The following is a 20,557-nucleotide window of genomic DNA, read 5'->3' as shown; positions in this document are numbered from 1 at the left end:
GTTTGTTTTTGTCTACCTGAAAGTGTGTCTCCGGAGTCTGTGTTATGAAGGTTAACTTTGCTGGCCGTCAACTTGATCTGTCCGATTGTCATGTGATGGGCATTCTTAATGTGACGCCCGACTCTTTCTCGGATGGTGGCCAGTTCAATAGCGTGGATGCTGCGTTGCTTAGGGCGAAGCAAATGGTTGCGGACGGAGCAGCCTTTATCGATGTGGGCGGCGAGTCTACCCGTCCGGGCGCGGCCCCCGTATCTACGCAGCAAGAGTTGGACCGGGTGTGCCCGGTTGTGGAAGCGATCGCCCGTGAGCTGGATGTAGTGGTGTCGGTGGATACCAGTAACCCGATGGTTATGGCCGAGACGGTTAAAATCGGCGCAGGCTTGATCAATGACGTTCGAGCCCTTCAGCGAGACGGTGCGCCGGAAGTAGCGGCACAAGCCGGTGTGCCCGTGTGCCTTATGCATATCCAGGGCGAGCCCGACACCATGCAGGATTCGCCGAATTACCGAAATGTGCGCCGGGAAGTGAGCTCGTTTCTGACCGAGCGTGTCCGGGTGGCGGAGGCGGCTGGTGTGTTGCCGGAGAATATTATTCTGGATCCAGGCTTCGGGTTCGGAAAAACCGTTGAGCACAACGTTCAGCTTCTGGCCGGTATGGAGCAAATGCATATGCTAGGTCATCCACTCCTGATCGGCATCTCAAGAAAGTCGATGCTCGGTGTCATCACAGGCCGCGAGGTGAATGAAAGGTTGTCTGCAAGCCTTGCAGCCGCGACAATATCGGCCATGAAAGGCGCGAGCATTCTGCGGGTGCATGACGTCAGGGAAACTGTGGACGCCGTTAAAGTGGTAACGGCAGTTAAGGAGGCAATGTAATGTCCCAGCGTAAATATTTTGGTACCGACGGCATTCGCGGTCGAGTGGGTGAGCAGCCGATTACGCCGGAGTTTATGCTCCATCTTGGCTGGGCCGCCGGTCAGGCCTTCAAAAAAGCGGGTCAGCGCAACAGTGTGTTGATTGGTAAAGATACTCGCCTGTCAGGTTATATGTTTGAGTCCGCGCTGGAAGCAGGGCTCTCCGCTGCCGGGGTCGATGTGAAGTTGTTAGGCCCTATGCCGACGCCGGCCATTGCCTATCTCACGCGAACGTTTCGGGCCTCGGCGGGCATCGTAATCAGTGCCTCCCACAACCCGCATCATGACAACGGAATCAAGTTTTTCTCGGCTGCGGGTACCAAGCTGGATGACGCGCTCGAGGCTGAAATCGAACGCTGGTTAGATAAGCCGATTGAAGTGTGTGAGCCGAACGAGCTGGGTAAGGTCAGTCGTGTAGATGATGCGCCAGGCCGATATGTTGAATTCTGCAAGAGTACCGTTCCGAACGAGTTTACGCTCGACGGTCTGCATGTGGTGCTTGATTGCGCCCACGGCGCAACCTATCACGTGGCACCCAAGGTGTTTCGAGAGTTGGGTGCCAAGCTCACCGTTATTGGCGCAGAGCCTGATGGCCTGAATATCAACTTGAATGTGGGTTCCACCCATTTGGAGTCGTTGAAGCAAGCCGTCACAGAGAAAGGGGCCGATCTTGGTATTGCTTTCGATGGCGATGGCGACCGGGTGTTGATGGTCGATCGGGACGGTTCGGAAGTGGATGGTGACGAGTTGCTGTACATCCTGGCTTCTCAGCGTCGAGCTGAGGGTCGCCTTGAGGGTGGTGTGGTTGGCACGCTAATGACCAATTTGGGTGTCGAGCTGGCGCTGCAAGAGCTGGATATACCCTTCGAACGGGCAAAGGTAGGCGATCGTTATGTTATGGAGCGGTTGCTGGCTAATGACTGGTTGGTGGGTGGCGAAGGCTCCGGCCACATGGTGATTCGGGATTGTATCGGCACGGGCGATGGTGTGATATCTGCCTTGCAGGTGCTTCTGGCCATTGGTAACTCGGGCAAAACATTGTCAGAGCTGCGTAGTGGTATGAATAAGTTGCCGCAAACCATGATTAACGTAAGAGTCGAGCAGCGCTTCGATCCGCTTAGCCGGGACGACATTGTGAGCGCGATGCGTCAGGCTGAAGCAGATCTGGGCGATTCGGGGCGGATTCTCTTGCGGGCATCGGGCACCGAGCCGTTGATTCGGGTGATGGCGGAAGGCAAAGATGCAGCCGAAATTGCCCGGGTCGCGGAGACCCTGGCAGAGGTGGTTGAGCGGTCAACTGCCTGATTCAAAACGGGGCGGTTGTGCAGACGAAATCTCTGCTGTATAGTTCGCCCTCGCTTACGCTCAGGACGTTTGAGAGTTCATATGCGCCGTAAAATTGTAGCCGGAAACTGGAAGATGAACGGGTCGAAAGATCTCGTGCAGCAACTGGTTGGCGTGATTTGTGATCGTGCTGTCGGGCTGGATGACGCTGCTGAAGTGGTTGTTATTCCCCCTGCACCATACGTGCCTCTGGTTCAGCAGCAATCCGATGGCAAGCTTGCCTTGGGTGTGCAGAACGTTAGTGAGTGGCAGTCTGGAGCTTACACCGGCGAAGTGTCTGCCGATATGGCGAAAGATCTGGGTTGCAGCTTTGTGCTTGTAGGTCATTCCGAGCGTCGTCAGCTTTTTGGTGAAAGTGATGATGTGGTGGCCCGCAAGGTTGAGCGTGTGCTCGAGAGCGGTTTGACGGCGGTTCTCTGTGTGGGCGAAACGCTGGAGCAGCGTGATGCCGGCGAGGCTGAGCAAGTGGTTGCCGAGCAGGTCAGACGTGGTTTGGCCGGTGTTGCAGGCGATCAGTGGGAAGGGATTGTAGTGGCTTATGAGCCTGTTTGGGCCATAGGTACGGGCAAAACAGCTACGGCTGAAGATGCCCAAGCGATGCATGCGGAGATTCGTAGTGTCCTGAAAACGATGGATGCACCCGCAGAAGAGATTTCGGTACTTTACGGCGGCAGTGTAAAAGCGGATAATGCTGCCGCTCTGTTTTCAGAGCCCGATATCGATGGTGGTCTTATAGGTGGAGCTTCCCTTAAGGCTGACGAGTTTATTAGTATCTGTCGGTCATTCCCGGCGGGTAGCTAAGCCGAAACGAATACGAGAGTCTGTATGGATTGGATCGAAACACTAGTAGTTGTTGTTCACGTCGTTATCGCCGTGGCGCTGGTTGGTGTCGTCCTGATTCAGCAGGGCAAGGGCGCGGATGCCGGTGCGGCGTTCGGTGGTGGTGCTTCCCAGACCGTTTTTGGTAGTCAGGGCAGTGGCAGCTTTTTGACCCGTGTAACCACCTTGATGGCGGTTGTATTTTTTGTGACAAGTTTTTCGCTGGCGATTTTTGCCAAGCAGCGTGCTGAAGTGGCCGGTGAAGCTGGCATCCCTATGCTTCAGGAATCGTCTGCAGAGCAGGTTCCTGCTCTGGATGAGGGCGCAAGCAGCGATTCGAAAGAAAACGAGCTTCCTGAGCTCGAGTAAAGAGTTTTTGCCCAGGTGGTGAAATTGGTAGACACGCCATCTTGAGGGGGTGGTAGCGAGAGCTGTGCCGGTTCGAGTCCGGCCCTGGGCACCAATTTTCAACAAAGACGGCTTGGTTTAACCAGGCCGTCTTTGTTTGGTCGGTCCTTGACCGATCCGCTTCGTATCTCTATACTTCCGCGGATATTGGAGTCAGCGATTCGTCCTGGCTTCCAGGCAGGCCAGGTGTCTGTCGGCAGTTAGCCGTTTTGGGTTTGGCTTTCTGCGAATTCTTGCAACAAAAAGCCCCATTTTCAGGGGCTTTTTGATTAAGGGGCCTGGCGCAAGGGCCCTAGTGCATAAAAGGGCTGATCAACAGCCCTTTTTTTGTTTTTGTACATTGAAAATTCTCAAGACGGAGGCGGCGACACTTGTCAGCCAAGCTTAATCAACTCGAAGAGATACTGCGCCCGGTGGTAGAAGGGCTCGGATATGAGTTTTGGGGTATCGAATTTCGTTCTCGTGGCTATCAGTCGATGCTTCGGGTTTTTATCGATGACGCCGAAAACGGTATTGGCATTGAAGACTGCGAGAAAGTCAGTCGTCAAGTCAGTGGCGTGATGGATGTGGAAGACCCCATTCAGAGTGAATATACGTTGGAAGTTTCATCCCCGGGGATGGATCGGCCGCTGTTTCGTCTTGAGCATTATCAGGCGTTTGTTGGGCACAAGGTTCAACTAAAGCTCCGTATGGCTTTTGAGGGGCGCAGAAAATTCCAAGGCCTGATCAAGGGTGTTGAAGGTGATGAGGTTGTTATCGTGGTTGATGATCACGAGTACCTGTTGCCGTTCGACAGTATTGATAAAGCCAATATCGTTCCGGTTTTTGAATAAACGAATTCAAGAACTTTTAGGTGTACTGATTATTTTGAAGGCAGGGCAATCGCATGAGTAAAGAGATCTTGCTGGTAGTGGAAACCGTCTCGAACGAGAAGGGCGTCGACAAGGACGTGATTTTTGAGGCCATCGAGCTTGCGCTCGCCACTGCTGCCAAAAAACGTTATGAAGATGAAGAGGCGGATATCCGCGTATCCATCGACCGTCGTACCGGCGAATACGAAACCTTCCGCCGCTGGTTGGTGGTAGACAACGACGCGGTTCCCGCATTGGGCACCGAGCTGACCATGCAGGAAGCGGAAGAAATTGATTCCTCGCTGCAGCCGGGTGACATGTACGAAGAGAAAACAGAATCCGTTGCTTTCGGTCGTATCGGCGCACAGGCTGCCAAGCAGATTATCTTCCAGAAAGTTCGTGAAGCTGAACGCTCCAAAATCGTAGACAGCTACCGCGATCGTGTGGGCGAGCTGGTTTCCGGTACGGTTAAGAAGGTAACCCGCGACAACGTAATCGTGGATCTGGGCAGCAACGCTGAAGCACTGTTGCCTCGTGAACACCTGATTGCTCGCGAGACATTCCGGATGGGCGATCGTGTGCGCGCCCTGTTGCTGGAAATCCGCGTTGATCATCGTGGTCCGCAGTTGATTCTGAGCCGTACTGATGCCCAGATGCTGATCGAGTTGTTCCGCATTGAAGTGCCCGAGATCGCCGAAGAGCTGATCGAAATCCGTGGCGCTGCCCGTGATCCCGGTTCACGTGCCAAGATTGCCGTGAAAACCAATGACCGTCGTATCGATCCGGTTGGGGCGTGTGTGGGTATGCGCGGTTCACGTGTTCAGGCCGTTTCTAACGAGCTGGGCGGTGAGCGTGTGGATATCGTTCTTTGGGACGACAACCCGGCACAGCTGGTTATCAATGCCATGGCTCCGGCCGAAGTTGCCTCCATCGTGATGGACGAAGATCGTCACACCATGGACGTTGCTGTTGCTGAAGACAATCTGGCCCAGGCTATTGGTCGAAACGGGCAGAACGTTCGTTTGGCCACAGAGCTGACTGGCTGGACATTGAACGTGATGACCGAAGAAGAAGCGGGCGAGCGTCAAGAGCAAGAGCTTGGCCGTTTGCTTGAGCACTTCACTAAGCATCTTGATGTTGATGAAGAATTTGCAAGTGTCCTGATCGAAGAAGGCTTCTCCTCCATTGAAGAAGTGGCCTATGTGCCGATGGAAGAAATGTTGGCCATCGACGGACTGGACGAAGACACCGTGACTGAACTTCGTAAACGCGCCAAAGATGCCTTGTTAAACCAGGCCTTGGCCGGTGAAGAAGCCCTTGAAGGATCAGAGCCTGCTGACGACCTCCTGGAAATGGACGGTATGGAGCGAGCACTGGCGTTTAAGTTGGCCGGCATGGGCGTTCGCACGATGGAAGATCTCGCAGAGCAGTCGGTTGATGATCTGCTTGAGATCGAAGGTGTTGATGAAGAGCGTGCAGGTCAACTGATTATGACAGCACGTGCACCCTGGTTTGAAGACCAGGCCTGATTCGGGAGAGGAGGACCAGTATGACTGATGTAACGGTAAAACAACTGGCCGCAGATGTAGGCGCTCCCGTGGATCGTTTGCTGAAGCAGATCGTTGAAGCCGGGCTGCAAGCTCGTAGCGAAAATGATGCTGTGTCTAGCGATGAGAAACAGCAGTTGCTGGATTATCTGAGAAAGAGCCACGGCGATGACGAAGCAGAGCCGCGGAAGATCACGCTCAAGCGCAAGACAACGACCACGTTGAAAGCGGGTAAAGCCAAAACAGTTAATGTGGAAGTGCGCAAGCGTCGTACTTATATCAAGCGTGCCGAACTGCAGCCTGAGCCGGAAGCCGAAGCTCCGAAGCAGGAAGAGCCCGTAGAGCAGCCGGTTGTGCAAGAGGCTGCGCCACAAGAAGCGCCGCAAGTGGCTGCCGAGCAGGCACCAGTCCAGCCGGAAACTGAAGCGCCGAAAGAGCAGGCTGAAGTGGCAGAAGCGCCTAAAGCGCCTGAAGCCAAAGAGCCAGAGCCGGTCGTTGAAACTGCGCCTGAGGATATTCCGATGCCTCCGCCAGAAGAAGACGGGCGGGATCGCAAGCCGAAGAAAAAGAAAGAGAAAGGGCGTGAGCGCGGCGATGATGATGACGGCAAGCCTAAGAAGAAGCAGGCTGGCCATCGCGGTCCACGTAGCCGACCAGAGGAGCCTCTGGTGATTTCCGAGGATGATGAAACCGTTCCTCGCAAGCAGCTACGGGCCAAAAAGAAAACGAAAGAAAAGCGTCATGCTTTCGAGAGGCCAACCAAGCCCATGGTAAGAGAAGTACAGATTCCAGAAACGATCACCGTTGGTGATCTCGCCCAGCGTATGGCTGTTAAAGCCGCTGATGTCATCAAAACTCTGATGGGCATGGGCGTGATGGCCACCATCAACCAGCCTCTGGATCAGGAAACTGCCATCCTGGTAACTGAAGAGTTGGGTCACAAGCCGGTAAGCATCAGTGATGACGCACTTGAAGAAGAAGTGCTGAGCAACATCACCGATCAGGACGAAGGCAAAGAGAAGATCAAGCGCGCTCCGGTTGTGAGTGTAATGGGCCACGTTGACCACGGTAAAACTTCCCTGCTTGATTACATTCGTCGCACCAAAGTGGCGGCTGGCGAATCCGGTGGTATTACCCAGCATATTGGTGCATACCACGTTGAAACCGATCACGGCATGGTGTCCTTCCTGGATACCCCGGGCCACGCAGCCTTTACAGCGATGCGTGCTCGTGGTGCCCAGTGCACCGATATCGTCATTCTGGTTGTAGCGGCCGATGACGGTGTAATGCCACAGACCAAGGAAGCAGTAGAGCACGCCAAGTCTGCCGGTGTACCGCTGGTTGTTGCCATCAACAAGATGGACAAAGAAGAAGCGGATCCTGATCGCATCAAAACCGAACTGTCGGCGTTGGATGTCATTCCGGAAGACTGGGGCGGTGACGTCCAGTTTGTGCCGGTTTCAGCGCATACTGGTTTAGGTATCGACAGCTTGCTCGAAGCGGTGCTGCTGCAGGCCGAAGTACTTGAACTTGAAGCTTCTCCAGATGCGTCTGCGAAAGGTGTTGTCGTTGAATCCAGTCTGGAACGCGGCCGTGGTTCGGTTGCGACGGTTCTGGTTCAGAACGGTACTCTGCGTCAGGGTGAAATGGTTGTTGCTGGATCCTTCTTCGGTAAGGTTCGCGCCATGACCAACGAAGCTGGCAAGCAGGTTAAGTCTGCGGGTCCGTCCATCCCGGTTGAGATTTTAGGCCTGAACGGCACACCGGATGCAGGTGACGAATTCTACGCCGTGTCTGACGAGAAGAAGGCAAAAGAGCTGGCCGAATTGCGCCAGACTCGCGAGCGTGAAAGCCGTCTGCAGCGTCAGCAAGCAGCCAAGCTTGAGAACATGTTCGAAAACATGGGCAAGGATGAGGTTAAGACCCTTAACGTTGTTCTGAAGACCGACGTGCGCGGTACCCTCGAGGCGATTACCAAAGCCTTGCGCGATATGGGTAACGACGAAGTGCAGGTCAAGGTGGTGTCTTCCGGTGTCGGCGGTATCGCCGAAACTGACGTGAGCCTGGCCATGGCCACCAACGCGGTTATCTTCGGCTTCAACGTTCGTGCCGATACCGCGGCTAAGCGATTGGTCGAGAAAGAAGGTCTGGATCTTCGTTACTACAGCATCATCTATAACATGCTGGATGACGTTAAAGCGGCCCTGACCGGCATGCTGAAGCCAGAATTCCGCGAAGACATCGTCGGTATCGCCGATGTGCGCGACGTATTCCGTTCACCGAAGTTCGGTCAGGTTGCCGGCTGTATGGTTACCGAGGGTAATGTATACCGCAACAAGCCGATCCGTGTACTGCGTGACAACGTGGTGATCTTCGAGGGCGAGCTGGAATCTCTGCGCCGCTTCAAAGACGACGTACAAGAAGTACGTAACGGTATGGAGTGTGGTATCGGTGTTAAGGGTTACGATGTGAAAGTGGGCGACCAGATCGAAGTCTTCGATCGCGTTCGCGTTGAACGTCAGCTCGAGTCTACGGGGGCCTAATGGCACGGGATTACAGTCGCATCGATCGCATTGGCGATCAGATGCAACGTGAGCTGGCCCAGATCATACAGCGTGAGGTAAAAGATCCTCGCGTTGGCATGATCACGGTAAACGATGTAAAAGTCAGCCGTGATCTGGGCTATGCCGATATCTACGTTTCGCTGTTATCGACCGAAGAGCTAACCGAGCAATCTCCGGAAGTTCAGGAATCCCTGAAAGTGCTTAATAAAGCCTCCGGATTTTTGCGCGGCCAGGTAGCACGTGCGATGAAATTGCGCGTTGTGCCGATGCTGCGGTTCCACTTCGACAGTCTGCTTGGCCACAGCCGCAAACTGGATCGTTTGATCCGGGAAGCTGTGGGTGATCAGCCTGCCGTTGCTCGGGATGACAGCGACGAATCTGACACGGACAGTTCGGAGCGTGACGCTTGAGTCGAAGACGTAAAGGTCGTGACGTAAATGGTATCCTGGTGATCGATAAACCCCAGGGTGTCACCTCAAACGGTATTCTTCAGCAGGTGAAGCGCCTCTATGGAGCCGCTAAGGCGGGCCATACTGGCGCTCTTGACCCCTTGGCCACTGGCGTGTTGCCTTTGTGCTTCGGTGAGGCCACCAAGTTTTCCCAGACAATGTTGGACAGCGATAAGGCCTATATCACGACGGCCCGCTTAGGTGTTCGTACAGAGACCGGGGATTCCGAAGGCGCGGTTGTTGAAGAAAAACCGGTTCCCTCCTTAACGGAAACCGAAGTAGAAGCCGTTCTGGAAAACTTCCGGGGCGACATCCAGCAGGTTCCGTCGATGTATTCCGCACTCAAACATCAGGGTAAGCCCTTGTATGAGTATGCGCGTGAAGGCATTGAAATCGAGCGTCCGGCGCGGCCCGTTACCATCTACGAATTAAAGCTGCTTGCGGTTCGCGACAATGAACTTGATTTGGCGGTAACCTGCACCAAGGGTACGTACATCCGCTCATTAGTCGAGGACATCGGCCAAGAGTTAGGTTGTGGTGCTCATGTGGTGGCTTTGCGCCGTACATTGGCGGCAGGTTATACCCTTGATAACGTTCAGAATATCGAAACGTTGGAGGCGATGCGGGAGCGCGATGAAAGCCTTGACGGTTTGTTGTTGCCACCAGAAAGCGCGCTGACCATGTTTCCGGAACACCGGCTTTCAGGCCCGGCGTTGGTATCGATATTGAACGGTCAACCAGTTAGAATACCCGGTCAGCCCTTTGAAGGATTTGTGCGTGTTTACGGCAATCATTCTTTTGTCGGGTTGGCGGAAGCTCAACCGGAAGGCGAAGACACCGTGCTGGTGCCTCGTCGGCTGGTCAAGAACACCGGCAGATAAGCTGCCGCTGTGTAGCCGGGCTGTAGAGATGCGCGGTTCGGCCGGATTTATCAGCATCGCAAACAATGAGGTGTTATATGGCACTTACTGCCAGTGAGAAAGCTCAAATCGTTACAGATTTTCAGCAAGGTGAAGGCGATACCGGTTCCCCTGAAGTTCAGGTGGCTCTGCTGACCGCTAACATCAACAAGCTGCAGGATCACTTTAAGGCCAACAAGCAGGATCACCATTCCCGCCGTGGTCTTATCCGCATGGTAAACCAGCGTCGTAAGCTGCTGGACTACCTGAAGCGTAAAAATGCTGACCGTTACCTTGAGTTGATCAAGCGTTTGGGTCTGCGTCGCTAATCGGATTTAGTGACCTGAAGGCTGGCCCGGGGGTTCCCGCGGCCAGCCGAGTTTTCTCCTCCGCTGTCTGCGCTTGCTGGTAAGGCAACCAGATGGTCATCTGCTGCAGTTGATTTGTCCGTGACACCAAAGGATTTTCCCTGTCGTAATGGAAAGCCGATATTGAAAGCAGGTTGTCGAAAAGCCGGGGCGTTGCCGGGTTTTTGCGACAGCCTGTTAGCTTTCAGACGGGTTGCCTTTTGGTTCACAGTTCAGACTGCTGCGGCATAAATGAAAAACACGGGCTATGATGAATCATTCATCAGCTACGTATTAAACAGTTGAAAAGCAGGAGTAAATTGTGGATCTGCAACCACGAACGAAAACATTTGAAATGGGTGGACACACCTTCACACTGGAAACCGGCCGCGTTGCTCGTCAGGCAACGGGTTCTGTTTTGGTTACCTGTGGTGATACCTCCGTTCTGGGTACCGTTGTTGGTGTCCGTGAAGCGAAGCCGGGCCAGCCTTTTTTCCCGCTGACCGTTAATTACTCCGAGAAGACTTACGCTGCGGGCAAAATCCCTGGCGGTTTCTTCAAGCGTGAGGGTCGTCCTTCCGAGAAAGAAACTCTGACGTCGCGTCTGATCGACCGTCCGATTCGTCCTCTGTTCCCGACTGGCTTCATGAATGAAGTTCAGTTGATTCTGACGGTTATGTCGACCGACAAGAAGCAGGACCCGGATATCGCTGCCATGTTGGCCGCTTCTGCTGCCTTGGCTATTTCCGGTATTCCTTTTGACGGCCCGATCGGCGCTGCGCGCGTTGGTTTTACTAACGACAAAGGTTACTTCCTGAACCCGTCTTTCGAAGAGCTGGAAACGTCTCTTCTGGACATGGTTGTTGCCGGTACTGACGAAGCCGTGCTGATGGTTGAGTCCGAAGCTAAAGGTCTTTCTGAAGACCAGATGCTGGGCGGCGTTCTTTACGCCCATCAGGAAATGCAGGCCGCTATCAACGCCATCAAAGAATTTGCTGCAGAGAATGGCAAGCCGCGTTGGGACTGGCAGCCAGAGCCGGAAGACACCGGATTGCTGGAAGCGATCAAAGCCGACTTCGTTGGTCAGATCGAAGAAGCCTATGCGATTCGCGACAAGATGGCTCGTTACGAGCGCTTGGGTGAAATCAAAGCCGCTGCCGTTGAAAAGCTGGCCGGTGAAGAAGAAGACCAGCCTTCAGCCGACTTGGTGAAGAAGTACTTTGGCAAAGTCGAGAAGACGGTTGTTCGTCAGCAGGTTATCGATGGCAAGCCGCGCATCGACGGTCGTGATAACAAGACTGTTCGTCCGATCCAGGTGGAAGTGGGCATTCTGCCTTCTGTTCACGGTTCTGCGCTGTTCACCCGTGGTGAAACTCAGGCGATCGTGACTACAACTCTGGGTACCACCCGTGACGTTCAAACCATCGACGCACTGGAAGGTGAGCGTAAAGATCCGTTCATGTTCCACTACAACTTCCCTCCGTACTCTGTCGGCGAAGCCGGCCGCGTAGGTACTCCGGGTCGTCGTGAAGTGGGTCACGGTCGTTTGGCTAAGCGTGGCGTTCTGGCAGTTATGCCGACTATCGAAGAATTCCCGTACGCTATCCGTTCGGTTTCCGAGATCACTGAATCTAACGGTTCCAGCTCTATGGCTTCCGTTTGTGGTTCAAGCCTCGCGTTGATGGACGCTGGTGTGCCGATCAAGGCGCCGGTTGCCGGTATCGCGATGGGTCTGGTTAAAGAGGGCGACAAGTTCGCTGTTCTGACCGACATCCTGGGTGACGAAGATCACTTGGGCGATATGGACTTCAAGGTTGCCGGTACCAAAGAAGGTATCACTGCTCTGCAGATGGATATCAAGATCAACGGTATCACTGACGAGATCATGGAGATCGCTCTGGAGCAAGCACAGGCTGCGCGTTTGCACATCCTGGACGAGATGAACAAGGTTATCTCTGAGCCGCGTTCTAAGCTGTCTGATCGTGCGCCTAGCATCACGACTATCAAGATCCACCCGGACAAGATCCGTGACGTGATCGGTAAGGGTGGCGCGACTATTCGTTCTATCTGTGATGAGACCGGTGCGTCTATCGATCTGGATGACGATGGTAACGTGAAGATCTACGCAGAAAACGGTGAAGCGGCTCAGGCGGCGATGAATCGTGTTAAGGAAATCACTGCTGAGATCGAAGTGGGCGCTATCTACAAAGGCCGTGTTGAGCGGATTGTGGACTTCGGTGCGTTTGTGAACATTCTGCCTGGCAAGGATGGTCTGGTGCACATTTCCCAGATCTCTGAGCGCCGTATCGAGAACGTGACTGATGAGCTGAGCGAAGGTCAGGAAGTTCTGGTTAAGGTTCTGGATGTGGACAACCGTGGCCGCGTTAAGCTGTCCATGAAGGAAGTTAAGGAAGGCGAGCAGGCAACTGAATTCGCTGACTAAGATTTCTGGTTTGTCTTGAGAAAACCCGCCTTTTGGCGGGTTTTTTCGTTTCTGGCTGTTCTCAAGTATGGGGTAGCGTGGTTTGGGAAAGGCACTTTCAAAAGACGCTACGAGCACATCCATGTGCGCTTCTTTCGGGCCGTCCTTGGCCCTCAAGACTTTTGAAAGTGCCTTTCCCAAATCACGCACCGGTCTTGGTCAGTGGTTTCGAAACACACTTTAGCTTCGAAACTAGAGGCTACCTTTCATAAACTCCAGAACCGCCTCACGGTACGCAGGGATCACGAACGTGGCCGCGTGAGGGGTGTCCGTCTGGAGAAATTCTTTTGGTTGCTCAGCGGCATCATAGAGCCTTGTGCCGTGGTGGAACGGGATAATGCCGTCCCGGATGCTGTGGATGATCATCACCGGTACGGGCGCTATGTCTGCAATTCGGTCGGTACCTTCGTAGTTGTCGGGGATGGTCCAGCTCAGGGGGTATTGGAAGGGCCAGGTTAGCCAGAGGTTGTTGAGTTTTTCCCGGGCGATGTAGCGGAAGCCGGAGAAGGTGCCGTCGAGGATGACGCCGTTGAGTTCGGGGTGTTCGTTGCGTTGTACCCATTCGTTGGCAAGGGCAATCCCTAGTGCACCGCCGAGGCTTTGGCCGAGGAGGTATAGGGGTTGGTCGGTGTGGTGTTCGGCTAGCCAGCGTAGGCCGGTTTCTACGTCATGTAGGGCGCCTTCGATGTCGGGGGCGCCGGTGGATTGGCCGTAGCCTCGGTAGTCTATCGTGAAGACGTTGTAGCCTTGTGGTGGCAGCCAGGCGACGTTGAGTATGTGAGCGCTTACGTTTTGGGCATTACCGTGGAGATAGTAGATGGTGCCCTTGGCGGGTTCGTCCGTGCGAGCGGGGAGCCACCAGCCGTGTAGGGTTTCTCCGTCGGCGGTGTTCAGGAATACGTTTTCATAGTCCAGTTCGAGCCGGTCTGGTGTGATGTAGGTGGTGTTGTTCGGATAGAAGAAAACACTGCTGCAACCGGTTTGCAGCAGTGCTAGAAACACCAAGAAAACGCTGGTGAGCGCTTTGGGATTCAGAAGTACGCGTGGATGCCTGCCTGCCATGTGCTTTGGTACCTATCGAAGTGGTCTTCTCGGGTGAATTCGGTGAATAGGCTGAATTCTCGGCCGATGTGGTAGTTGGCTTTCAGGTAGAGCTGGTCTTGCCGGTGTTGGCTGCTGACGATCCAGGCTTTGGTTTTTACTCCACCGAGTAAGCTGAAGCGGGGGCTTTGGTGCAGCGCGCCAAGGTCTGCGCCCGGGGCGAAGTCGTAGCCGCGGCGGATGTCGTCGTCGATTTCGAGGTCAGCCGTTGCCATGGCGAAGAGTTGGCTGTTGTCGCCAAGGCTCCAGCTTCCTCCGGCTCCACCTTCCAGATAAGGCGCGAGCACTCGCTTGGTTCCCGTGTCGGTGCGGCGGCCGCCGAAGCCGACTTGCCAGGAGGTGGGCGAGAAAAACTGGTTGCGGGGGCTCAAGGAGCGAATTTCGACGCCAGTGATTTGTTCGACCTGAAGTTCGTCGTTGTCATGATAAAGGCGTGCATCCAATCGCAAGAACTGCAGCTGCGCACCGGTTCGGTAGCCTTCGGGTGGATCGACGATATCGTGATAGGCCGGCCGGATGGTCAGTTCGGTGAATTCGTTGTGAGCCAGTTGGCCGGAGCTCAGGCTGAGCCTGAAGGTGTCGTGGCCTTGGTCGTCTCGCACAGTGGGTTCCGGCACTGGAGGAATCGGTTCGGCGTTGTCGATGCGGCTACGGGTAACCAGCAGCTGGTGTGATAACGGGGCTGCAAACTCGCGGGGCCAGTTGTCGGCTTCGCTCTGGTAGCGAACGTAGTCGTAGGTGGCGTCGAGCAAGCGTGCCTTTTCACCGGGAGGCAAGTTCAGGACTTCCGGGTCGTCCAGTTTCACGTAACCGTTGGCAATCGCTGCGGCGATGGTTTGGTGCTCGTCGGGCAGGGATTCAAGGTTGTGGCTAACGGCTGTTGCGGCGGACGGCCGGTAATGGATGCTTTCAACCAGATCTTTGTCGCGTACCCAGCGCACTGTGTCGGAAGGGATAGCGTGAGTGCTTACTTCCTCTAGCAACTCTGTTCCCGGGCGGGCTACGTCAATAAGCGCGAGCAGTCGGTAGGCGCAGTTTTCGTCGAAAAAGTAATAATCGAAGTTCTTGTCTTGGATTTCCCAGGTGTGGGCTAGCATGGTATCGACTTCGGCCTGGCTCAGGTTCAGGGTGTATTCCCATAAGTCCCGGTGTTCGATGTCGTTGTAAAGGCGAATCATCTCGTAATAGGGCTTGATGGAGGTGATTCCCGGGTAACCACCGAAGATGCCGCGATAGGCAAACAGCAGCTCGCTGTCGTGTTCAGCAGCATCGGCGGCATAGGAAATGGTGTTCGCCAGCAGCAAGTCGGTTTCGTTGTCGTCCTGAGGTGGGTCTAGCCTCAGGAAGGTGTGGCCAAACATGGACGACGGGCTATTCAGGTAAGACGCTGCAAACACCAGTGTGACCTTTTCTGTGTTTAGCGTGTCAGCCCAGTCTTCATAAGCCGGGCAAGTTACCGGATCATCGGGCAGGTCAAGCTGTTCTCTTAGCCAGGCATCCCGGGCCGGGAAGCGGCAGCGGGCGTGATCATCACCTTCACCGGGCTGTTGAATCGCTTCAAGGGTGGCGGCGAGTTCTGCCTCGGGGCTGGTCTTGCCGCTTGAGCTCAGAAAAAACTCAGGATCATCGGCCTGGCTGGTGTAGCCGCTACCAAAACGGTTTTCGTGATAATGGCCGAGCGTGAGCCAAACGGGATGTTCGTGTAGGTTTTCGAGATTTGAAGCGAAGGCAGTGTGGGTTGCCAAGGTGCTCGCAAGCCATAAAGCAGCCTGCCCAGTGCGCAAGAGGTAGCCCATGGGTGTTTGGTACATCCGGTTTGAGTGGAGACAAGGATAGTGCGCCATCCATAGCGCAGGTTCAATCCTTCGGGGCTAGGCGATTAGGCCGCTACGTACTTGCTCAGAGATTTGTTCTGCTCAAGCAGGGCTACGATAGCGTCTACCGCTTCGCCAGACGTGGTTTCAGAGTTCGGGAAAATGGTTGCGAAGTTGTCCTGCAGTACCTGACGGAAATCAGCGCGATCCGCTTCTTCTACGCCAAGAAGAACGGCCAGTGTGTCCAGGTTTTCACCGGAGCCGCGGGACATGTCACGGGCAACCTTGTCGATGTTGCTGTCCATGTACATGGCCATGGATTGAACCGACTGGTTAGTGGAGCAACCCAGTGTACCGGTCGTCATACCAAAGGTCTGGTTACCGAAGGTTCCGTTGGTGGTGGCCGCCAGCACGTGTGGAGCAATGCCGGACTGTCCCTTCCAGATCATTGCACCAACACCACAGCCGGGCTGCGCGAATGCCATAGAAGAAGCACCTAGAAGAATTGCACCTGCGATCAGTTTTTTCATTATCCACTCCTTGTGTGGTTTTTCTCTCGTCACAAAACGCCTAAACGTTAGGCTAATCATTTATTAGATGAGAACGGCTCGGAGGATAGTGCCCTGATTTCAAACCGCTCAGGTAAGTATAGACAAGTTTGGAAAAACGCAAACTATACGAAGTACTTAGCTTGATTTTATGAACAGGTTCTTATTACTAATTCGTTTATAAAGGCGGGAGTTATATTGGGTTGTCATAGAAGAGCGCGTTGCGTATAGTTCCGCCCGCCAAGATGGCGACCTAAAAAGACACATGGAGACATGATTGTGAAAAAATTGCTTATTGCCTCAAGCCTTGTAATGGCCGGCGCGTTGACTGGTTGTAGCTCCCTGAACACCAGTGCTCCTTCTCTGCCTCTGACCGGTGCTGTTGCCACTGACGTTAAAGCTGACATCGAAGTTGGCGAAAAAATCACTGGCGAATCTTCTGTTACTCAGCTGTTTGGTCTGCTGACTCTGGGTGCTGAGAACGAATACGCTGACGGCGTTGCTTACGGTGCTAACGGTGGCGGTTCTCTGCTTTCACTGGGTGGTGCTTCTCTGACTGAAAAAGTTAAAGCAGCTGCAGCTTACAACGCCATTACCGAGTCCGGCGCTGATGTGATCGTAGCTCCTCGCTACACCATCAAGCAGGAAGGCTACGGCTTCTTTGGCACCATCGACGTAAAAGTTGAAGGTTACAAAGGCACAATCCGAAGCATTAAATAAGCTTTGTGAGTGCAAAAAAGCCGGAGCAGGGCAAATCCCCTCTCCGGCTTTTTTGATGGGCACAGGTCAGCCCCCCAGATACGCTTCCCGAACCTCCGGATTGTTCAGTAAGTTCTTTCCTGTATCGTGCAACCGGATCTTCCCGGTTTCGAGCACATAGCCCCTATCCGCCAAATTCAGCGCTTGATGCGCGTTTTGCTCAACGAGAAATACCGTAATACCCTCATCTCGCAAGTGACCGATGATCTCGAAGATCTGCTGAATGATGATCGGGGCCAAGCCCAGTGATGGCTCATCCAGAATGATCATGTTGGGCTTGCTCATCAGTGCCCGGCCAATGGCAAGCATTTGCTGCTCACCGCCTGACATGGTGCCGGCGCGCTGGTTTTCACGTTCTTTGAGACGAGGGAACAGCTCGTAAACGTGATCTTGGCTTTTACGAATTTCCGACTTGGTGTTGAAGAAACCGCCCATGTGCAGATTTTCTTCCACGGTCAGGCCGGAAAATACCCGCCGGCCTTCCGGCACGATCGAAATGCCGGAGCGCATGATGCTGGAGGTGGCATCGTGAGTGATGTCCTTGCCTTCCAGAATAATACGCCCGGAACTGGCCTGCGGGTTGCCGCATACCGTCATTAGCAGGGTGGTTTTACCAGCGCCGTTCGCACCAATCAGCGAAACGATTTCTCCCTTGTTCACTTCAACAGAGACGCCGTGTAACGCCTCGATTTTGCCGTAATGTGTATGAACGTTTTCCAGTACTAGCATGCGTCTTCCTCAGGCCTCGCCCAGATAAGCTTTGATCACGTCGTCGTTCTGGCGAACTTCGTCGGGGGTACCGCTGGCCAGAGGGCGGCCTTGGTTAATGACGGTAATCCGGTCGGAGATGTCCATAACGAGGCTCATGTCGTGCTCGATGAGCAGCACTGAAACGTTGTAATCCTCTTTCAGGCTCACGATCAGCTGATTGAGATCTTTGGTTTCGGCCGGGTTGAGGCCGGCAGCGGGCTCGTCGAGCATCAATAGCTTGGGCTCGGTGACCATGCAGCGGGCGATCTCCAAACGGCGTTGCTGGCCGTAGGCCAGGTTGCCGGCTTCCCGGTTGGCGAGTTCCAGAAGGCCAACCCGTTCCAGCCAATAGGCGGCCTTGTCCAAAGATCGTTTTTCCCGGGAGCGATAATCTGGCGTTTTCAACAGCCCGGAGAGCAGATTGGTGTTGAGATGGCGGTGCTGAGCAACCAGTAAGTTCTCGACCACTGACATTTGGCCAAATAAACGAACGTGCTGGAAGGTGCGCACCATGCCAAGCCGTGAGATTTTATAGTCTGGCTTGCCTTGTACCTCTTTGCCTTCAAAGAGAATCTTGCCGCCAGTGGGTTTGTAAAACCCGCTGAGGCAGTTGAACACGGTGGTTTTGCCGGCACCGTTAGGGCCGATCACCGAGACGATTTCATGCTTCTGAACGTCCAGATTTACGCCGTCCACGGCCAGCAGACCGCCGAAGCGCATGGACAGATCTTGTACTTCTAACATACCTGTCACTCCTGCCGGTTCAGTGCAATGGGAATTCGACGCATCGGCATCAGACCTTGAGGCCGCCATACCATCATCAGAACCATTGCGGCTCCAAATACGAGCATGCGGAAGTCTGAGAACTCACGCGCGAGCTCCGGCAGAATGGTAACGGCTATGGCCGCGAGAATAACGCCTATCTGGGACCCCATACCGCCCAGCACCACAATCGCCAGAATGATGGCCGATTCCAGGAAGACGAAGGATTCCGGGCTGATGAAACCCTGTTTGGAAGCGAACACGGTGCCGGCAAAACCGGCAAAGAAGGCGCCAATGGTGAATGCAGAAAGCTTCACGGCGGTGCGGCTCAAACCCAGAGAGCGGGCTGCGATTTCATCTTCGCGAAGCGCTTCCCAGGCCCGTCCAACTGGCATGCGCATTAAGCGGCGAATCACCAGTGCGGTAATGACCGCCAACACCAGAGCAATCAGGTACAGGAAGATGACCTTGTGTTCACCGCTGTAGGCGATGCCAAAGGTTTCGTGGAAGGAGGTGTTGCCTTCTTCTTTGACCCGGCGACCGAATTCCATACCGAACAAGGTCGGGTCGGGAATGCCGCCGATACCGTTCGGGCCGCCGGTAACCGCCGTCCAGTTGTTCAAAAGAATGCGAATAATTTCTCCAAAGCCCAGCGTTACAATGGCCAGATAATCGCCCCGCAGCCGTAACACCGGGAACCCGAGCACCATGCCAAAGGTGGCGGCCAGCAAGGCACCAACCGGTAAGGCCATCCAGAAGGTGAAACCGAAGTAGTGGTAAAGCAGGGCGAAGGTGTAGGCGCCGACGGCATAGAAGGCGACGTAGCCAAGGTCGAGCAGACCGGCCAGACCGACTACCACGTTCAGGCCTAGAGCCAGCATGATGTAGATAAGCACCAGTGTGGCCAGATCGACCGCGCCACGCGACACCACGAAGGGCCAGAACAAGGCCAGTACGATAATGCCGGTAAGCACCCAGGCCTCGACTTTCGCCCGTTTCTCCGCGGGCATGGGTTCGCGACCGCTGAGCGGATTCAGCTTGGGCAGTTTGCCCAGGTTGCCCATGATGCTGTCACGGAACAGCTGGAAGAAGAATACGATACCGGCCGCCAGAAATATCGAAATAATGGTGCTGGGTGTTGCGCCTTCCAGCCCGATTTCGGTGCCTTGTGCCACCAGATTGAGGCCAAGAATCGGGTAGGCGATCACGACCGTAACGATTGCGCAGAACAACGCGTGTTTTAAGTTGTGTGTTGCCATCAGATCTTCTCAACCTCCGGTTTGCCAAGCAGGCCGGTGGGTTTGAACAGCAGAATCAGTATCAGCAAACTGAACGAAACAACGTCTTTGTATTCGCCGCTCAGATAGCCGGAGGTCATGCTTTCCGAGACACCGAGAATCAAACCGCCGAGCATGGCGCCGGGAATGCTGCCAATGCCGCCCAGTACCGCTGCGGTGAAGGCTTTCAGGCCGGCTATAAAACCAAACAGAGGGTCAACCGATCCGTAGTACATGCCCAACAATAAACCGGCAACCGCCGCCAGCGATGCGCCGATGACAAAGGTCGCCGAGATGATTCGGTTGGTATCGATACCCAACAGGTTGGCCATGCCCAAATCCTGGGAAACGGCTCGACACGCCCGCCCTATGCGAGAGCGTGAAATGAACAGGGAAAGCAAGGTCATGCAGATCAGCGTGGTGATAAAAATGGTGATTTGCATGTAGGAGAGCGAAAGCTGGAAGCTTTCAGGCGCGCCAAAGCGAAAACCGCCGTCGATCAGTGCCGGAAAGCCGATGTTGCGCGAACCTTGGGCCAAATGGACGTAGTTCTGCAGGAAGATCGACATACCGATAGCGGAGATGAGCGGTATTAGCCGGTGACGACCGCGCACCGGTCGGTAGGCGACCCGTTCAACGGCCCAGCCCATGGAGCTGGAAACGATCACTGCGCAAATCAGCGCAACCAATAAAATCACAGGTAACCAGGCAACGCCGAGAGTGGCTAAGCCGGTAATGGCAATAAGCGCGGTGTAGGCGCCGATCATGTAGATTTCGCCATGGGCGAAGTTGATCATGCCGATAATGCCGTAAACCATCGTATAGCCGATGGCGATCAGGGCGTAAGTGCTCCCGATCGTGAGCCCGTTAACGAGCTGTTGGGAAAAATACAGGAGGTCTTGCATGCTGGGGGAGCTCCGAAT

Annotated in this window: 19 protein-coding genes and 1 tRNA gene; 13 read left to right on the top strand and 7 right to left on the bottom strand. The window is 54.5% G+C overall.

Going from position 1 to position 20,557, the window contains the following annotated elements; genetic code table 11:
• Nucleotides 1-44: 44 nt before the first annotated feature.
• The 12 genes from folP to pnp all read left to right on the top strand — a co-directional run bounded on the left by folP (nt 45) and on the right by pnp (nt 12,584).
• Nucleotides 45-875 carry a dihydropteroate synthase gene (gene folP / locus DOQ08_RS08845; RefSeq protein ID WP_114334535.1) on the top strand — a complete coding sequence of 277 codons (831 nt, stop codon included), beginning with the start codon at nt 45-47 and terminating at the stop codon, nt 873-875.
• Nucleotides 875-2,218: a phosphoglucosamine mutase gene (gene glmM / locus DOQ08_RS08840; protein ID WP_114334534.1), complete on the top strand. Its 1,344-nt coding sequence runs from the start codon at nt 875-877 to the stop codon at nt 2,216-2,218. Before folP ends, glmM begins: the two co-directional genes overlap by 1 nt.
• A gap of 81 nt (nt 2,219-2,299) precedes the next feature.
• A complete protein-coding gene (gene tpiA / locus DOQ08_RS08835; RefSeq protein ID WP_114334533.1) occupies nt 2,300-3,058 on the top strand; it encodes a triose-phosphate isomerase in 759 nt (252 codons plus the stop codon).
• A gap of 24 nt (nt 3,059-3,082) precedes the next feature.
• The gene (gene secG, locus DOQ08_RS08830; protein WP_114334532.1) at nt 3,083-3,445 is read left to right on the top strand and encodes a preprotein translocase subunit SecG; all 363 of its coding nucleotides are present in this window, start codon (nt 3,083-3,085) and stop codon (nt 3,443-3,445) included.
• 9 nt (nt 3,446-3,454) lie between these two features.
• Nucleotides 3,455-3,539 (top strand) — tRNA-Leu (locus DOQ08_RS08825).
• 316 nt (nt 3,540-3,855) lie between these two features.
• Entirely contained in the window at nt 3,856-4,317 is a 462-nt protein-coding gene (rimP, locus tag DOQ08_RS08820; RefSeq protein WP_114334531.1) for a ribosome maturation factor RimP, read from the top strand.
• A 53-nt stretch (nt 4,318-4,370) separates the two neighbouring features.
• Nucleotides 4,371-5,864 carry a transcription termination factor NusA gene (gene nusA / locus DOQ08_RS08815; protein ID WP_114334530.1) on the top strand — a complete coding sequence of 498 codons (1,494 nt, stop codon included), beginning with the start codon at nt 4,371-4,373 and terminating at the stop codon, nt 5,862-5,864.
• A gap of 20 nt (nt 5,865-5,884) precedes the next feature.
• Nucleotides 5,885-8,425, top strand: a complete 2,541-nt coding sequence (gene infB, locus DOQ08_RS08810) for a translation initiation factor IF-2 (RefSeq protein WP_114334529.1) — start codon at nt 5,885-5,887, stop codon at nt 8,423-8,425.
• Complete coding sequence (rbfA, locus tag DOQ08_RS08805; RefSeq protein ID WP_114334528.1) at nt 8,425-8,856, top strand: 30S ribosome-binding factor RbfA; 432 nt, start codon at nt 8,425-8,427, stop codon at nt 8,854-8,856. Before infB ends, rbfA begins: the two co-directional genes overlap by 1 nt.
• On the top strand, nt 8,853-9,776 hold the full coding sequence (truB, locus tag DOQ08_RS08800; RefSeq protein WP_114334527.1) for a tRNA pseudouridine(55) synthase TruB: 924 nt from the start codon (nt 8,853-8,855) through the stop codon (nt 9,774-9,776). Before rbfA ends, truB begins: the two co-directional genes overlap by 4 nt.
• 77 nt (nt 9,777-9,853) lie before the next feature.
• Nucleotides 9,854-10,123 (top strand): 30S ribosomal protein S15, encoded by a 270-nt coding sequence (rpsO, locus tag DOQ08_RS08795; RefSeq protein ID WP_114334526.1) that lies wholly within the window; start codon nt 9,854-9,856, stop codon nt 10,121-10,123.
• Nucleotides 10,124-10,469: 346 nt separating this feature from the next.
• Nucleotides 10,470-12,584, top strand: coding sequence for a polyribonucleotide nucleotidyltransferase (gene pnp, locus DOQ08_RS08790; protein WP_227537586.1), 2,115 nt, complete (start codon nt 10,470-10,472; stop codon nt 12,582-12,584).
• Nucleotides 12,585-12,815: 231 nt separating this feature from the next.
• Here pnp and DOQ08_RS08785 read toward each other — a convergent pair whose 3' ends face one another.
• From DOQ08_RS08785 to DOQ08_RS08775, 3 genes are all read right to left on the bottom strand, one after another.
• Nucleotides 12,816-13,685, bottom strand: coding sequence for an alpha/beta hydrolase (locus tag DOQ08_RS08785; RefSeq protein WP_114334524.1), 870 nt, complete (start codon nt 13,683-13,685; stop codon nt 12,816-12,818).
• Nucleotides 13,655-15,520 (bottom strand): Lnb N-terminal periplasmic domain-containing protein, encoded by a 1,866-nt coding sequence (locus tag DOQ08_RS08780; protein WP_114334523.1) that lies wholly within the window; start codon nt 15,518-15,520, stop codon nt 13,655-13,657. The genes DOQ08_RS08785 and DOQ08_RS08780 overlap by 31 nt, the downstream gene beginning before the upstream one ends.
• 83 nt (nt 15,521-15,603) lie before the next feature.
• Entirely contained in the window at nt 15,604-16,068 is a 465-nt protein-coding gene (locus tag DOQ08_RS08775; protein ID WP_114334522.1) for a DUF3015 domain-containing protein, read from the bottom strand.
• 297 nt (nt 16,069-16,365) lie between these two features.
• Between DOQ08_RS08775 and DOQ08_RS08770 the strand changes: the two genes are divergently transcribed.
• Complete coding sequence (locus DOQ08_RS08770; RefSeq protein WP_114334738.1) at nt 16,366-16,806, top strand: hypothetical protein; 441 nt, start codon at nt 16,366-16,368, stop codon at nt 16,804-16,806.
• Between the two features lie 66 nt (nt 16,807-16,872).
• Here DOQ08_RS08770 and DOQ08_RS08765 read toward each other — a convergent pair whose 3' ends face one another.
• From DOQ08_RS08765 to livH, 4 genes are read right to left on the bottom strand one after another with little or no spacing between them, the layout of a single operon-like run.
• The gene (locus tag DOQ08_RS08765; protein WP_114334521.1) at nt 16,873-17,574 is read right to left on the bottom strand and encodes an ABC transporter ATP-binding protein; all 702 of its coding nucleotides are present in this window, start codon (nt 17,572-17,574) and stop codon (nt 16,873-16,875) included.
• 9 nt (nt 17,575-17,583) lie between these two features.
• Nucleotides 17,584-18,339, bottom strand: coding sequence for a high-affinity branched-chain amino acid ABC transporter ATP-binding protein LivG (gene livG, locus DOQ08_RS08760; protein ID WP_114334520.1), 756 nt, complete (start codon nt 18,337-18,339; stop codon nt 17,584-17,586).
• A 5-nt stretch (nt 18,340-18,344) separates the two neighbouring features.
• On the bottom strand, nt 18,345-19,616 hold the full coding sequence (locus tag DOQ08_RS08755; protein WP_114334519.1) for a high-affinity branched-chain amino acid ABC transporter permease LivM: 1,272 nt from the start codon (nt 19,614-19,616) through the stop codon (nt 18,345-18,347).
• Entirely contained in the window at nt 19,616-20,539 is a 924-nt protein-coding gene (gene livH / locus DOQ08_RS08750; protein WP_114334518.1) for a high-affinity branched-chain amino acid ABC transporter permease LivH, read from the bottom strand. Before livH ends, DOQ08_RS08755 begins: the two co-directional genes overlap by 1 nt.
• Nucleotides 20,540-20,557 lie beyond the last annotated feature (18 nt).

The organism is Marinobacter litoralis (assembly GCF_003336705.1).
In the GTDB taxonomy this organism is placed as follows: domain Bacteria; phylum Pseudomonadota; class Gammaproteobacteria; order Pseudomonadales; family Oleiphilaceae; genus Marinobacter; species Marinobacter litoralis.
Note: the sequence above shows the minus strand (reverse complement) of the source record. Positions and strands in the feature narration are given on the sequence as shown.